This window comes from Bacillus sp. OV322 (assembly GCF_900112495.1).
In the GTDB taxonomy this organism is placed as follows: domain Bacteria; phylum Bacillota; class Bacilli; order Bacillales; family DSM-1321; genus Peribacillus.
Genome location: NZ_FOMA01000003.1, coordinates 257659 through 272823 on the forward strand (window position 1 = coordinate 257659; position 15165 = coordinate 272823).

Annotated in this window: 14 protein-coding genes and 1 other annotated feature; of the genes, 11 read left to right on the top strand and 3 right to left on the bottom strand. The window is 41.7% G+C overall.

All coding sequences use genetic code 11. The features are described 5' to 3' along the window. Positions 1-51 precede the first annotated feature (51 nt). Positions 52-861: a molybdate ABC transporter substrate-binding protein gene (modA, locus tag BM126_RS09050; RefSeq protein WP_090989200.1), complete on the top strand. Its 810-nt coding sequence runs from the start codon at positions 52-54 to the stop codon at positions 859-861. A gap of 382 nt (positions 862-1243) precedes the next feature. Here the strand turns inward: modA and ileS are convergent, their stop codons facing one another. After that, positions 1244-4339, bottom strand: coding sequence for an isoleucine--tRNA ligase (gene ileS, locus BM126_RS09055; RefSeq protein WP_090989201.1), 3096 nt, complete (start codon positions 4337-4339; stop codon positions 1244-1246). A gap of 56 nt (positions 4340-4395) precedes the next feature. Further along, positions 4396-4635 (bottom strand) — a binding site (T-box leader). 533 nt (positions 4636-5168) lie between these two features. Here ileS and BM126_RS09060 point away from each other — a divergent pair. The 3 genes from BM126_RS09060 to BM126_RS09070 all read left to right on the top strand — a co-directional run bounded on the left by BM126_RS09060 (position 5169) and on the right by BM126_RS09070 (position 8647). Then, positions 5169-6404, top strand: a complete 1236-nt coding sequence (locus BM126_RS09060) for an MFS transporter (protein ID WP_090989202.1) — start codon at positions 5169-5171, stop codon at positions 6402-6404. Between the two features lie 237 nt (positions 6405-6641). Continuing rightward, the gene (splB, locus tag BM126_RS09065) at positions 6642-7667 is read left to right on the top strand and encodes a spore photoproduct lyase (protein WP_090989203.1); all 1026 of its coding nucleotides are present in this window, start codon (positions 6642-6644) and stop codon (positions 7665-7667) included. Between the two features lie 92 nt (positions 7668-7759). Further along, entirely contained in the window at positions 7760-8647 is an 888-nt protein-coding gene (locus BM126_RS09070) for a patatin-like phospholipase family protein (RefSeq protein ID WP_090989204.1), read from the top strand. A gap of 33 nt (positions 8648-8680) precedes the next feature. Here the strand turns inward: BM126_RS09070 and BM126_RS09075 are convergent, their stop codons facing one another. Both BM126_RS09075 and BM126_RS09080 read right to left on the bottom strand, forming a co-directional pair. Next, a complete protein-coding gene (locus BM126_RS09075) occupies positions 8681-9067 on the bottom strand; it encodes an SA1362 family protein (RefSeq protein WP_090989205.1) in 387 nt (128 codons plus the stop codon). Between the two features lie 158 nt (positions 9068-9225). Beyond that, on the bottom strand, positions 9226-10185 hold the full coding sequence (locus tag BM126_RS09080) for a DUF1385 domain-containing protein (RefSeq protein WP_090989206.1): 960 nt from the start codon (positions 10183-10185) through the stop codon (positions 9226-9228). A gap of 167 nt (positions 10186-10352) precedes the next feature. Between BM126_RS09080 and BM126_RS09085 the strand changes: the two genes are divergently transcribed. From BM126_RS09085 to spoIIIAB, 7 genes are all read left to right on the top strand, one after another. Continuing rightward, positions 10353-10853: a YqhR family membrane protein gene (locus BM126_RS09085; protein WP_090989207.1), complete on the top strand. Its 501-nt coding sequence runs from the start codon at positions 10353-10355 to the stop codon at positions 10851-10853. A 190-nt stretch (positions 10854-11043) separates the two neighbouring features. Next, the gene (gene aroQ, locus BM126_RS09090) at positions 11044-11490 is read left to right on the top strand and encodes a type II 3-dehydroquinate dehydratase (RefSeq protein ID WP_090989208.1); all 447 of its coding nucleotides are present in this window, start codon (positions 11044-11046) and stop codon (positions 11488-11490) included. A 1-nt stretch (position 11491) separates the two neighbouring features. Then, entirely contained in the window at positions 11492-12553 is a 1062-nt protein-coding gene (locus tag BM126_RS09095; RefSeq protein ID WP_090989209.1) for a M24 family metallopeptidase, read from the top strand. A gap of 19 nt (positions 12554-12572) precedes the next feature. Continuing rightward, the gene (gene efp, locus BM126_RS09100; RefSeq protein ID WP_090989210.1) at positions 12573-13130 is read left to right on the top strand and encodes an elongation factor P; all 558 of its coding nucleotides are present in this window, start codon (positions 12573-12575) and stop codon (positions 13128-13130) included. A gap of 353 nt (positions 13131-13483) precedes the next feature. Beyond that, positions 13484-13654: a hypothetical protein gene (locus tag BM126_RS22290; RefSeq protein ID WP_177201371.1), complete on the top strand. Its 171-nt coding sequence runs from the start codon at positions 13484-13486 to the stop codon at positions 13652-13654. A 60-nt stretch (positions 13655-13714) separates the two neighbouring features. Further along, entirely contained in the window at positions 13715-14659 is a 945-nt protein-coding gene (gene spoIIIAA, locus BM126_RS09105; protein WP_090989211.1) for a stage III sporulation protein AA, read from the top strand. Beyond that, entirely contained in the window at positions 14635-15150 is a 516-nt protein-coding gene (gene spoIIIAB / locus BM126_RS09110; protein ID WP_071352274.1) for a stage III sporulation protein SpoIIIAB, read from the top strand. The genes spoIIIAA and spoIIIAB overlap by 25 nt, the downstream gene beginning before the upstream one ends. Positions 15151-15165: the final 15 nt, after the last annotated feature.

Below are 15165 nucleotides of genomic sequence, written 5' to 3' on the forward strand. Positions count from 1 at the left end.
ACTAATTATAACTAATTATAATTAGTTATAATTAGTGAAAGGGAGAGTGTGATGAAAAAATTAAATTTTTTATTCTTAACGATGATGCTGGCTTTATTAGCCTTATCCGGTTGTTCAACAAAAGAACAATCCAACAAAACAGAAGAAAAGAAACAAGCAGGTTCTGAAAAGAAAGTAGAATTAACCATTTCAGCAGCGGCAAGTTTGCAGGATGCCTTAACGGATATTAAAGCGGATTATGAAAAGAAGCACCCAAATGTCACTATAAATTATAACTTTGGGGCTTCAGGAGCTTTACAGCAGCAAATTTCTCAGGGAGCACCTGTTGATTTGTTCTTTTCTGCTGCTGAGGACAAGTTTCAGAAGTTAGTTCTAGAAGGACTGATTGAAGAGAAAAATGGAAAAAATTTAGTAGGTAATGATCTTGTCTTGGTTGTACCAAAAAATTCAACTAAAGGAATTAAAACATTTGAAGATCTTACCAAGGCTGATAAAATCGCACTTGGAACTCCTGAGTCTGTTCCAGCCGGGCAATATGGTAAGCAGACGTTGGATAAATTAAATGTCTGGAAGTCTATTGAAGGAAAAGTCGTATTTGGAAAAGATGTTCGACAAGTGCTTACATATGTGGAGACGAACAATGTTGACGCAGGAATTGTCTATAAAACAGATGCATTAACTTCTAAAAAGGTTAAAATTGCAGCCACTGCAATGGATAACACCCATGATCCAATCATATATCCAGCAGGTGTAATTAAGAATAGTACCCACTCAAAAGAAACCCAACTATTCTATGATTATCTTCAAAATGAGCAATCAATGAAGACGTTAGAAAAGTATGGATTTAAAAAATTACAATAGTCATAAATGGAAAATAGCTTTTGGACTCTATCGGGATATCCATTGAGATTGCCTTTGTATCATTATCTAAGGCGTGTTATTTGGAAAGGTAATGGCTAATAAGAAATGAAAAGGGATTTACAGGAGCAATATTAAGTTTTGCAAGAGCTTTGGGTGAGTTTGGAGCCGAGCCACATTAATGTTCGCTGGCAAGCTGCACGATTTTTTCGGGAAGCTGTATGATTTTTTTAGAAAGTCGCATGATTTCTTCAACAATCTGCACGATTTCTTAGGGCATCCGTATGATTCCTTCGAAAAGCTGCAAGATTCTTCTTAAAAACGGTCAAAAAGCACTTCCCGCAGCTTTCAAAATAAGACTGCAGGAGTGCTTTCTTTAGAAAAATTAATATTCCAATGAGACTCTTGCTATCTCATCGCCAAATCTTACTTCAATTTGCTGTTTAGAGTTGTTCAGTTTTTCATAGCTTATGTTGTGAACAAGGATATTTTCTTTAATTAGTTCCTCAAAACGCTGAATTTTTTCTTTTACATCATCGATTGCTGAAATGTTGATTGCGATATATTCTTCGACTGGCAGATCTAATTTTTTTCGGGTATCCTGTATGGCTCGTATTAATTCCCTAACCTGACCTTCTTCTGCAAGCTGTGGAGTAAGCGTTACATCCAATATTGCTTTTACATGCTCATCACCAGCCATCACAAAACCAGAAGCAACTTGATATTCGATATGAATGTGCTCTTTCTCCAGTGTTACCGTTTGTCCTTTTAGATTAATTTGCAGATGTCCCTTATCTAATAAGGATTTTTTTTCGGCATCTGGTATCTGATCCACATATTCCTTTACCATGTTAACCAATTTGCCGAATGAAGCACCAGCAGTTTTGAAATTCAGTTTAAAGATGGTGGATTGGTATTGTGATAAATCATCTGTATAAACAACATCTTTGACATTTAACTCGTCTTTAATAATGCCTGAATAGGGGGTTAAAGCATGCTTTCCCTGATTATGCCACACAATTAATTGCTGAAGTGGCTGCTTCACCTTCAAGTTTTTAGCATTACGGATACTGCGGCCAAGTTCCACTATTTTCAAGATCATTTTCATGTCTGTCTCTAACTCGTGATTAATCATTGAATCATCAGCTTGTGGATAGTCCTGCAAGTGAACACTAGTTTGATTTAATTTTAAATGGATATCCTCAGAAGCATATGGTGAAAAAGGTGCTAACAAGCGGCATATTGCGGTAAGTGTTTCAAATAGTGTTGAATAAGCTGCTTGTTTATCATCTGAAAGTCCAGATGCCCAAAAACGATTTCTTGAACGGCGCACATACCAATTGCTTAATTCATCTACTAAGGATGCAATTTCCCGAGTTGCTTGAGTAAATTGATAACGATCCATGCAGCTATTAACAAGTTTAACTGTACTGTTCAGGCGGGAAAGAATCCATTCGTCTAATATTGTTTTCTTTCCCGTTTGCTGTCCATCATACACAAAGCCATCTATTTTAGCGTACATAGCATAAAATTTATAGGTATTATCTAACGTATCAATCAATTTTGATTTTGTATCTTGCACAATTTTCTTTGAAAAGCGTTTTGGATTCCATGGTGAACTATCGGCTAAGAAGGCAAAGCGAAGTGCGTCTGCGCCAAATTCCTCTATAAGTTCAACAGGATCTAAAGCATTTCCTTTGCTCTTCGACATTTTTTGTCCATTTTCATCGAGTACATGGCCAAGCGACAGGACGTTTTTATAAGGTGCTTTTCCTGTGAACAGGGCAGAGACAGCGAGCAGGCTATAGAAAAATCCTCTCGTCTGGTCAATTCCCTCAATTACGACATCTGCAGGGAATTGAGATTCGAATTTTTCTCTGTTTCCGAATGGATAGTGATACTGTGCGAATGGCATCGATCCGCTATCAAACCAAACATCAATAACTTCAGGCGTCCGCTGCATGGCACCATTACATTTCGGACAGATGCACTGTACCTCATCAATATATGGTTTGTGCAGCTCGATATCATCAGGCAGTGGAGCCGCCGCTAATCTTTGTAATTCTTTGATACTGCCCGGAGCTTCTTCATGATGACAAACAGAACATACCCAAACATTTAGAGGTGTGCCCCAGTATCGGTTCCTGCTTATATTCCAATCCATAAGATTTTCAAGAAAATGTCCAAAGCGTCCGTCTTTAATATGCTCAGGATACCAATTAACAGTTGCGTTGTTCGCAAGCATTGTATCCTTTAAAGCGGACATCTTAATAAACCAGCTATCCGTTGCATAGTAGAGTAAAGGAGAATCACACCTCCAGCAATGCGGGTAGCTATGTTCATATTTTTCCTTGTGAAAAAGTATACCTCGATCAGAAAGCATTTTAATAATATCCACGTCACAATCTTTCACAAATCTTCCGGTTAGATCTGTCACATCGGCAGTATATCGGCCTTGTTGATCGACTACATTGATAAAGGATATCCCATTCTGCTGAACCGTTTTATAATCGTCTTCACCGTAAGCCGGGGCAATATGGACAATGCCTGTTCCGCTATCATCTGTAACATAATCTGCTAATACTATATAATGTCCTTTTTCAATCGTCACATAATCGAACGGCGGGGCATAATTGATTCCTTCGAATTCAAGGCCCTTATGCTCACTTAAAATCGTCACTTGATCGCCAAGAACTTTTCCTGCCATAGATTTTGCAACAATATAAATCACATTTTCTTTTTGAACACGAACGTATGTGATTTCTGGATTCACAGCAAGTGCAGCATTGGCAGGCAGCGTCCACGGCGTTGTTGTCCAGCCTAAGAAATATTCATTATCTGCATCAAGACGTTTAAATTTTACGGTAGCCGATAGATCTTTTACATCTTTGTAGCCCTGTGCTACTTCATGGGAGCTTAAAGTGGTTTGGCAGCTAGGGCAATATGGGGAAACGCGATGTCCTTTATACAGTAATCCGTCTTTTTGAACCTTACTTAAAATATTCCAAACGCTCTCTATATAATCATTGCTTAACGTCAGATACGGACTGTCCATATCTACCCAATAACCTAATTCTTCGGTAAAGGAACGCCATTTTTTCTCGTAGATAAATACACTTTCCTTGCATTTATTAATAAAACGCTCCACTCCATAGCGTTCAATGTCTTGTTTCCCTGAAATATCGAGTTGTTTCTCAACGCCAAGCTCGACAGGAAGACCATGTGTATCCCAGCCTGCCTTTCTTGCAACGAAGAAACCCTGCATGGTCTTGTAGCGTGCTACAACATCTTTAATTGTCCGTCCAAAGGCATGGCCGACATGGGGAAGACCATTTGCAGTTGGCGGTCCTTCATAAAAAACAAAAGGTATCTTTCCTTCTCTTAACTGAACAGATTGTTTAAATGTATTTTCTTCTGTCCAATAATTACGGATGCGTTCCTCACGCTGTACAACCGTTTCCTTAGCTTCATCAGCCTTCATGAATATCGCTCCTATACAGAATAAAATATAAAAAAATACAAAAAACCCCGTCCCAAGTAAGGGACGGGGTTAACCGCGTTACCACCCTAATTCTATTGATTCCGGTCAATAGCACTTAGCAACGTACAATCATACGTGTTCCTTGTAACGGCAGACTCCCGGCTGGACTTACTTTAAAGTTCGGTCCAGCTTCTCAGAGAGGATATTCACGTATCACTTGAACACTGACTTGCACCAAAATGTCAGCTCTCTGCGGATCAAGTTGAAACGCTACTCTTTCTCATCAACGAATTTGTATGCTTTTATTGGAATATATTGTAACAGGCGTAGTTTGAACTGTCAAATTATTTCCTTAACTTTTTATGGAAAGGAAAGATGCAGTCATTTGGAATGGCTGAAATTTTGTTTTGTTTGCTTATAAAAATATATGATCTTCATAACCAGATTGACCGTTGTTTCATGTTATTTATTTTGGATAAACTTTAGGATTTTCATTCATTTAATGATAGGGGCTTTTATAAGGGACGTATCCTAAGACTGTTTTCGTAATCTTTCCTGTTTTATAAGAAGGCGGCGAGTGTCTGCTCCAGGATGAGGGGTGAGTCTCAAACAACTTCGCCTGGAGCCGCTAAACCAGCAGGAGGCTCCTTAGGCTCCAGAAAACAAAGGTTTCGCGTACAGAACAGCAATCGTTAAGAAACGTTTCAGCGAAGGTGAAATACATTCAGTGACTTTAAAAAAGATTTACGGATTTTTACAGATAGCATTTCCGCTTAAAATAACCATCATTAGGACACCATACAGGTATTAACTTAAATGAGGTGTCTATATGGAAAATAAGGAGTGCAAGGATAGCAAAGTTTCGGTATGGTGCATCATAAGCATGGCCTCGATACCGCTTGTCATGACTCTTGGGAATTCCATGCTTATTCCAGTGCTGCCGATATTTGAAAAAAAGGTGGGAATCACTTCTTTTCAGTCCAGTATGGTCATTACCAGCTATTCCATCGCTTCCATCTTTCTGATTCCTGTAGCAGGATATTTATCTGACCGGTATGGGAGGAAGCTTGTAATTCTGCCTAGTCTTATCCTCGCACTTATTGGCGGACTAATAGCAGGATATGCTTCGTGGAAAATGGAAAATCCATATACCTGGATTATCATTGGCCGGGTTTTACAGGGAATCGGAGCTTCTGGCGCATCACCGATCATCCTGCCGCTGGTAGGGGATTTGTATAAAGACGATGACGAAAAAACGAGTTCCTGCCTGGGAATCATTGAAACCTCCAATACATTCGGAAAGGTTTTAAGTCCAATATTAGGTTCTTTATTTGCAGCGTTTTTATGGTTTTTGCCGTTTTTTTCAATTTCATTTTTTAGTTTGATTTCCATCATCCTTGTATTTTTCTTTATCAAGGTTCCAAAAGAAAAGGATAAACCCAAAGAATTCAAGGAGTTTCTTCATAATACGAAAAAAACGTTTAAAGATGAAGGAAGATGGCTTTATACAATATTTCTTGTCGGCATTTTTGTCATGCTGATTTTGTTCGGAGTGCTGTTTTTTCTTTCCGACAATTTGGAAAAAATTCACGATCTGCATGGGGTAAAAAAAGGCTTTGTCCTTGCCATACCGCTTTTTTTACTGTGTTTATCATCATATATTGCAGGAAGAAACATCAAAGGAAGTCTGCCGGCGATGAAAAAAATCATGATAATCTGTCTGATTGCCATGTCTATCAGCGTGGTTTTTGTTGGCTTTACAGTAGAAAAGCTTTTCATCTTGTTAGCTGTCACCAGTGTGGTGGGAATCGCAATTGGCGCATTGCTGCCTACACTTGATGCCATGATCACAGAAAACATTGAGAAAGAGGAAAGAGGAACCATTTCTTCATTTTACAGTTCCGCACGATTTATCGGTGTCGCTGCAGGTCCTCCTGTCATGTCTTTGGTCATGGGACACTTTCTTAATATTAGCTATATCACCGCAGGAATAATAGGGATCGTTCTGGTTCTCATTGTATTGAAATTCATCAAAACCGATACTTCCAAAAAAGCAGCTGCGTAAAAAACGATATCAGCCGGCCAGTCCACAATGGCCGGTTTTTTTATGCCCATATATATCTGCCCTGCGGCTTTGGCTTTAACTATACAGTCATCAATAAACCTATAGGTGCCTCTCGTGAATGATCCGTGTGTTTTTACCAGCAGAAATGCGTGATTAGATATAAAAGAAGAGCCAAACTATTCATATACAGGGCAGCAGCAAGTAAGCTGCAAACATAGTACAGGAGGAAATAGAAAAATGAAGCCATTTATCCCGCAGCTTGTATACATTGAACCGAGGGCGCTCGAGTACCCTTTAGGGAAGGAACTGCTCAAGAAATTTCAGGATATGAACATTGAAATACGGGAAACAACCTCACATAACCAAATAAGGAATTTGCCGGGAGATACTGATTTTAAAAAATACCGGACAGCAAAGTCGACGCTGGTTGTAGGAGTCCGCAAGACATTAAAATTTGATACATCAAAGCCTTCCGCAGAATATGCCATTCCGCTTGCGACGGGCTGCATGGGCCATTGCCATTATTGCTATTTGCAGACAACGCTTGGAAGCAAACCTTATATCAGGACATATGTGAATCTGGATGAAATCTTTGATGCAGCACAAGGATATATGGATGAAAGGCAAAATGAGATCACAAGGTTCGAGGCTGCCTGCACCTCCGATATCGTTGGCCTTGACCATCTCACCCACTCCCTAAAAAAGACGATTGAGTTTATTGGGGAAACAGAGTATGGCCGCCTTCGGTTTGTTACGAAATTCCATCATGTCGACCATCTGCTCGACGCGAAGCATAATGGGAAAACCCGCTTTCGCTTCAGTATTAACTCTAAGTACGTAATAAAAAATTTTGAGCCTGGAACATCAAGTTTCGATGAAAGAATTGAAGCGGCCAGAAAGGTGGCTGGAGCCGGATATCCGCTTGGTTTCATCGTGGCCCCCATCTATATGCATGAAGATTGGAAGGAAGGATACCGGGAGCTTTTTGAACGTCTAAGCGCAGAGCTTGCCGGAGTGGATATTCCAGACCTTACCTTTGAATTGATTCAGCATCGATTCACAGGGCCGGCAAAAAAAGTCATTGAAAAAAACTATCCAAAATCAAAGCTTGAAATGGACGAATCCAAACGCAAATACAAATGGGGACGTTATGGCATCGGAAAATATGTATATCAAAAGGAGGAAGCTTCAGATCTTGAGGCTACGATCCGCGGTTATGTCAGCGAATACTTTCCTCAATCAGTGGTCCAGTATTTTACCTGATCCGGAAAAATGAAGAGTCACGGTATAATTCAGTAATAAAGACAGCCCTCCCTGATTAGTATGTATCAAGACCGGAATTAGGGAGGGCTTCTATGATTATTGATGGCGTTTTTTCCGGCGGAGGCATAAAAGGTTTTGCTATGGTAGGGGCAATTCAGGTGATTGAAGAGCACGGCTTTGTCTTTGGCAGAACAGCAGGGACAAGTGCAGGGGCCATTATTGCAGCATTTACCTCTGCAGGCTATACAGGGCATCAAATTCAAGAGCTCCTTAATGAAATAGATGTGAGTAAATTGCTGGATCCAAGAAGGTTCTGGGTTCCGATTCCATTCACAAGGTGGCTTATGCTCTACTGGAAGCTGGGTTTGTACAAAGGCGATGCCTTGGAAAGGTGGGTTGCCCTGAAGCTTGCTGAAAAGGGTGTCGTCACATTCAAGGATCTGCCAAGGCAATCACTCAGGGTCATCGCTTCAGATATTACAAACGGCAAGCTGGTTGTCATTCCGGACGATCTGGGGGCTTATGGAATTGATCCCATTTCATTTCCTGTAGCCAAAGCAGTCAGGATGAGCTGCAGCATTCCTTATTTTTTTGAACCTGTACGGCTGAAATCACAAGTAAAGACAGGAAATGTCTTCGTTGATGGAGGAGTTTTAAGCAATTTTCCGATGTGGCTTTTTGATTCGGAGAATGTGAAAAAAACGAGGCCGGTCCTCGGAATAAAATTAAGCGGCGACAATGATATGAAAAAACCGGAGGAAGTTGACAATGCCATTGAACTTTTTGGCGCTTTATTTAAAACGATGAAGGATGCGCATGATTCACGGTATATTTCAAGAAAGCATGTGCAAAACATTTTGTTTATTCCCATGAAAGGAATTTCAGCAACCGACTTCCTGCTCACTGAAGAAAGCAAAACTGAGCTGATTGCACGGGGAAGAAACTATGCGGGTATGTTTGTAAAAAAATGGACCTATTGAATCAGCATGCGGGCAAAAAAAGAAACCGGACTATTAAAACAAAGCCCGGTTTCTTTTTTTATTTTTTTTGCCCTCAATAACGGTCAAATGCGCTTCGGATTTTTTTCTTGCACGCTTTTTGGCGGAAGATTTAGCTAATGAGAAGCTCGCTATATTATCTCCTTTATCCTTAGGCAGAGAATTTTTGCTTTTCAGTCTTTTCTTTGATTTCCGTGCGGCCTTTATGAATGCCCGCTGCTCTTTTTTCTCAAGTTTCCCCTTTGTTAATCGCTTATAAATGAGATAGACTGCACCAGCTACTGCAGCCCAGATCAAAAAAGTTTTGATCAATCCCAATGGATCTCCGGCTAATTTACTGAACAATCCAATAAAACCAAGGGCGATAATCCCGTAGACAACATAGGAAAATGAACGATTCAACAAAGACACCTCCTTAAGAGCATCATGAGCAATTTTGCGTCATTTTAAACATATATTCCAAAAACATTTTATTCATCATTTCAGCCAGGCGGCAAGGAAGAACCGGCCGGCCTGACTGAAGTGGAAAATGTGCCGGCTTGTAATCTTATATCTGTTTTTTACACAATATCCTCTGTTTCTAAACCTTCTTCTGTGCTTTTTTCAAGACGCAGAAGCTCGTTAAAGGAAGCAAGTGCCACTTCAACCTGGTCGTCTGAAGGCTCTTTTGTGGTTAATAGCTGCAGCCAAAGCCCGGGATAGCCAAGGAAACGGAGAACAGGAATATCACGTACCTTATTTGTTATCTGCAAAACCTCAAAAGCAATTCCGAGGACGACAGGAATCAGGAGGACGCGGTCCAGTACGCGCAGCCAAAGCGGATCAATCGGCACAAACATATAAACAAAAACACCTACGATGACTGTAAACAGGATAAAACTGCTTCCGCACCGGTAATGCAGGCGTGAAGAAGCCTGAACGTTTTCTACAGTAAGTGGCATGCCGCTTTCAAAGCAGTTGATGACCTTATGTTCCGCCCCGTGATATTGGAATACCCTCTTAACAAGCGGTGTCAGTGAGACAAAATAGATATAAACCAAAAGCAGAATCAGCTTAAACAGCCCTTCTATTAAAATCTGTGAAATTTTCGTGTGGAATACAGGTTCTGTGAATTTGGCCAGAAAGACTGGGATAAGCGTGAACAAAAGCTTTCCGAACAAAAAGGATAATACGCCTATTGCAGCAACACCCAGCCATAATGATAACTTGGAAGATTCTTTTTTAGCCTTCTTTTCCTCCAAGATTTTTTCATCATCTTTTGGGTCTGTTTCATATTTTTCAGATGAAAAATTTAAATGTTTGGATCCATTTGCACTTGAATCGATAATCGCAACTATTCCGCGAAGGAATGGAATCCTTTTGAGTTTTTTTATAACAGGTTTGCTTTCGCGCGGCAATCTGTAGAATTCAATTGATGAGTCTTTCCTGCGGACTGCCGTAACGGTGTGGTGTTTGCCGCCGAACATAACACCCTCCACCACAGCCTGCCCGCCATAAACAGGTTTTTGGACCTCGGTCATTTTTGCACCAGCCTACAATTATTTTTTAGCAATGCCAACATGGGCATCTTCTATAATCATACAAAAAAAATGAAAAAACTTCTATTAAATATGAAGGTGATTGCCTGCAAAAAAAATAAAATAGGACAATTCCTGAAAGGGCATACTATTTGCGGAGGTGTTTTTTTATGTCAAGTGAATGGCAGAAAAGAGATGAAGAATCAGCATCGCAAATGGTCAATGTATTAATAATAGGGTTTTGGGGAGGAATTCTCTGGAGCTTTATCGGAATTGTGGCATGCTTCTTTAATTTTATGAAGCTCAGCCCGAAATTCATTCTGACATCCTGGTCGGGCGCCCACTGGATAGAGGGCTGGCTTGGAACCGTCATCACCCTTCTTATATACAGCATACTGTCTATGGCTGCCGCTCTGCTTTATTATGCCTTGCTCAAGAAATATCAAAATATGATGGCGGGCATCATTTATGGTGCCGTGCTTTGGATATTGCTGTTTTTTATTTTAAAGCCTGTCTTTTCAGGCCTGCCTTCCATGGAACAGCTGAAGGGAAATACAGGCATTACCAGTTTTTGCATTTTTATTTTATATGGAGTTTTCATCGGGTCTTCCATATCTTATGAATATCAGGAGAAACAAAAGAAAAACGTTCCGGATATGAAAACAACTTGATTTCATTCACTTCAAAAAAGTAGTAAGACAATTTGGAATTATGGTAGAATGGTCATGATGTATGCTATAAGCTATGAAAAATACGCACCTTTGTTTCTGTCATGCTTTAGGGGAAGGGCAGAGAGATGCATGCACAACAATAACCGCTGAAGGATGTACAGGCCGACAGCAATGAAGGCAGGTACCGCATATGAAGAAAATTCTGCTTATCAACGGGCCGAATCTAAACAGGCTCGGAAAAAGAGAACCGGCCCATTATGGAACGGCGACGCTCGATGATCTGGAAACAGAATTGAAAAAAAGCGCACAATCAATGGATACTGAGCTTGTGTGCTTTCAAAGCAATCATGAAGGGGAAATCATTGATAAGATTCATTGGGCCGAAGACCAGAATATGGACGGAATCATTATGAACCCGGGAGCTTTCACGCACTACAGCTATGCAATACGTGATGCTGTAGCCGGAATCGATGTTCCATTGATTGAAGTGCATATTTCAAACATCCATGCCAGGGAAAGTTTCCGGCATGTTTCGGTCATAGCCCCTGCCGCTGCCGGACAGATTGCCGGTCTTGGTGTGCACGGGTATGAGCTGGCGCTTCAGGCTTTGTTAAAGATAATAAAAGGGAGAGTATAAGATGGAGAAATTACAGCGTTTCCGCCAAGCATTAGAGAACGTGCAGGCTGATGGATTTTTAATTACTAGTACATACAATCGCCGGCATATGACGAATTTCACTGGTTCTGCAGGAGTTGTCCTGATTTCACAGTCAGAAGCGAAGTTCATTACAGACTTCCGTTATACAGAACAAGCAGGCAAGCAGGCACAGGGATACGACATTGTGCAGCATAAAGGAACGATTCCTGAAGAAGTGGCCAAGCAAGCAAAAGACATGGGAATCAAAAAGCTGGGCTTTGAACAGGAGCATTTGACTTTTTCTTCTTTTAAAAGCTATGAAAATGCTTTTGATGGAGAGCTTATTCCTGTATCAGGCCTTGTTGAGAAATTACGCTTGATAAAGACTCCTTCAGAGATTAAGATATTAAAGGAAGCTGCTGATATTGCAGATGCAGCATTTACACATATTGTAGATTTTATCCGCCCGGGCATAACCGAGCTTGATGTTTCAAATGAGCTTGAATTCTTTATGAGAAAGCAAGGAGCTACATCTTCTTCCTTCGATATCATTGTAGCCTCCGGCAAGCGTTCTGCTCTGCCGCATGGAGTAGCGACGGATAAAGTCATTGAAACCGGCGACTTTGTAACTTTGGATTACGGCGCATATTTCAATGGCTATGTTTCGGACATCACACGGACACTTGCTGTCGGACAGCCAAGTGACGAGCTGAAGAAGATTTATAATATTGTACTGGAGGCACAGCTGCGGGCTATGGCAGGCATCAAGCCAGGCATGACAGGCAAGGAAGCTGATGCTTTGACACGCAACCTTATTGATGAAAAAGGATACGGGGAATACTTCGGCCATTCGACAGGACATGGAATTGGCCTTGAAGTCCATGAAGGGCCAGCCCTTTCCCTTAAGTCTGATATCATACTGGAACCGGGGATGGCGGTCACTGTTGAACCGGGTATTTATTTGCCTGGAATTGGCGGTGTTCGCATAGAGGATGATACAATTGTTACAAAAGAGGGCAATGAAGCTCTTACTCATTCATCGAAAGAGTTAATTATTCTGTAAAACATGTAGGAGGAAAAAAATGATTTCTGTAAATGATTTTCGCACAGGCTTAACGATTGAAGTAGACAATGGAATTTGGCAGGTAATTGAGTTCCAGCATGTTAAACCGGGAAAAGGTGCAGCATTTGTCCGCTCCAAACTTAGAAATCTCCGTACGGGAGCTATTCAGGAAAAAACTTTCCGTGCAGGTGAAAAAGTAGCGAAAGCTCATATCGAAAACCGTAAAATGCAGTATTTATATGCAAGCGGCGATAACCATGTTTTCATGGACAACGAAACATACGATCAAATCGAACTTCCTGCAAGCTCAATTGAACGCGAGCTTAAGTTCCTTAAAGAAAATATGGATGTTCACATCATGACATTCCAAAGTGAGACTCTTGGAGTTGAGCTTCCGAACACAGTTGAGCTTGAAGTGACTGAAACTGAACCAGGAATCAAAGGCGACACAGCTTCAGGCGGCACTAAGCCTGCTACACTTGAAACAGGCCTTACTGTCCAGGTTCCTTTCTTCATTAACCAAGGAGACAAACTGATTATCAATACAACTGAAAGTTCATACGTATCACGCGCATAATTCCCCATCCCTTTTTGGTATGCGGGAAGCAGCAAAAGCCGGAGACCCAGTCTCCGGCTTTTTTGCGTCTGTAGGCGTTTCTGCGGGATGCAGAACATTTAGCCTTCGATCCTCGAAAGATGATTTGTCCCCGGAAGGCAAAGAGCGCCTTCAGAGGCCAAAACCCTTTTTGCTTAGGCCCCCAGGACAGGGGTCACAAAGACGTTGCCGCAGGACGCGGCGCTCTTAGTCTTTGATCCTCCTTACAAGGCGCTTGCGCTTTTTATGTAATCCAGCTTCAGCGCCTAGCCTCTCGAGGTCATAAGTCACGAAAGAAGAGAAGGCAAAGAACGCCTTCTATTCTTTCGCGCCTTATGCTGGTCGAGGCTGACCAGGCGCTTCAGCATTTTTATGTAATCCAGCTTCAGCGCCTAGACCGCTGTGCAAAAGATGTTTTGTCCTCCGAAGGCAAAGAACGCCTTCAGAGGCCAAAACCCTATTTGCTTCACGGGCTGACCAAGGCGCTTACGCTTTTTTGTGCATAAAGTTTTTGTACAGGCATACATTTTAATAAATGATTGAGGCCTTACAGGAGGTTCCGTGAAATGGAGACGATTCTTGCAGTTCTGCCAAAAAGTATCAGTAATGAATTTGAAAAAATCCCGACACATGAAGCACAACGAGCAGAGGAGCTGCGGATACGGGTTGGCCGTCCGCTGGAAGTCATTATTGGGGGAAGGCCGACTTTTCTGCCTTATCTGGTGTCGGCTGCAGATGCTGAACAATTGCTTGGCCATTTGAGCCGTTTTTCCATGTACACCCTGGAAGAAGAGCTGAAGCGGGGATATGTAACAATTGCCGGCGGCCACAGGGTAGGGCTTGCCGGAAAGGTGATATTGGAAAACGGCATGGTAAAAGCAATAAGGGAGGTTGCATCCTTCAATATTCGGATAGCAAAACAAAAAATCGGATCAGCCGATAAACTCCTGCCATTTCTTTATGACAGGGAATGGCATCACACGATGATTATAGGAGCTCCGCAAACTGGAAAAACGACGCTATTAAGAGATATTGCCCGCATGATTTCATCAGGCAGTGCTAAGGATAGCTTATTGCCGAAGAAAGTCGGGATTGTGGATGAACGTTCAGAAATTGCAGGCTGTGTTAATGGTGTGCCGCAGCTGCAATTCGGGCCTAGGGTCGATATACTGGACAGCTGCCCCAAAGCGGAGGGAATGATGATGCTGATCCGCTCCATGTCACCTGATGTGCTGGTGGCAGACGAAATTGGCCGAGCGGAAGACACATCCGCTGTATTGGAAGCTGTAAATGCAGGCATTAAATTAATGATAACCACTCATGGACGCTCACTTGCAGAGGTCAAAAGACGCCCTCATATAGGAAAGATTCTTGAACAGGATATTTTCACAAGATATATTCTGCTGAGCATACAGGACGGAGAAAGATTCTGTCAGGTTCTCGACTCATCAGGAAACATGATTCATTCAGGGAAGAGTGTGATGGCATGCTTAAAATCATCGGAGCTGTAATCATTCTATTGGCTACCACGTGGGCTGGATTCGAAGCAGCCAGGCATTTCAGCCAGAGGACCAAGCAGCTTAGACAGATTAAGATGGCCCTGCAGTCGCTTGAAGCTGAAATTATGTATAGCCATACTCCTCTAAGTGAAGCATCGATTAGGCTGTCAAAGCAGATCGGCTCGCCTTTTTCCGGTTTTTTTGAAGCGTTTTCGAAACGGCTTGCTGCAGGTGAAACTACCGTGAAGCTAGCCTGGGATGAATGCCTTCGTGAAGCATGGAAATCTCTTTCACTTAAACAGGGGGAGTTTGAAATTTTATCTCAATTTGGAGGAACGCTTGGCCGCCATGACAGAGAGCAGCAGCAAAAACAGATAAAGCTTGCCATGGCGCACTTGGACCGGGAAGAACGCGATGCGGCCGAGAAACAGGGGAAATATGAAAAAATGATGAAAAGCCTCGGCTTTTTAACCGGTCTTTTGCTAATAATCATGCTTTTGTAGGCATACAGGAGGAAT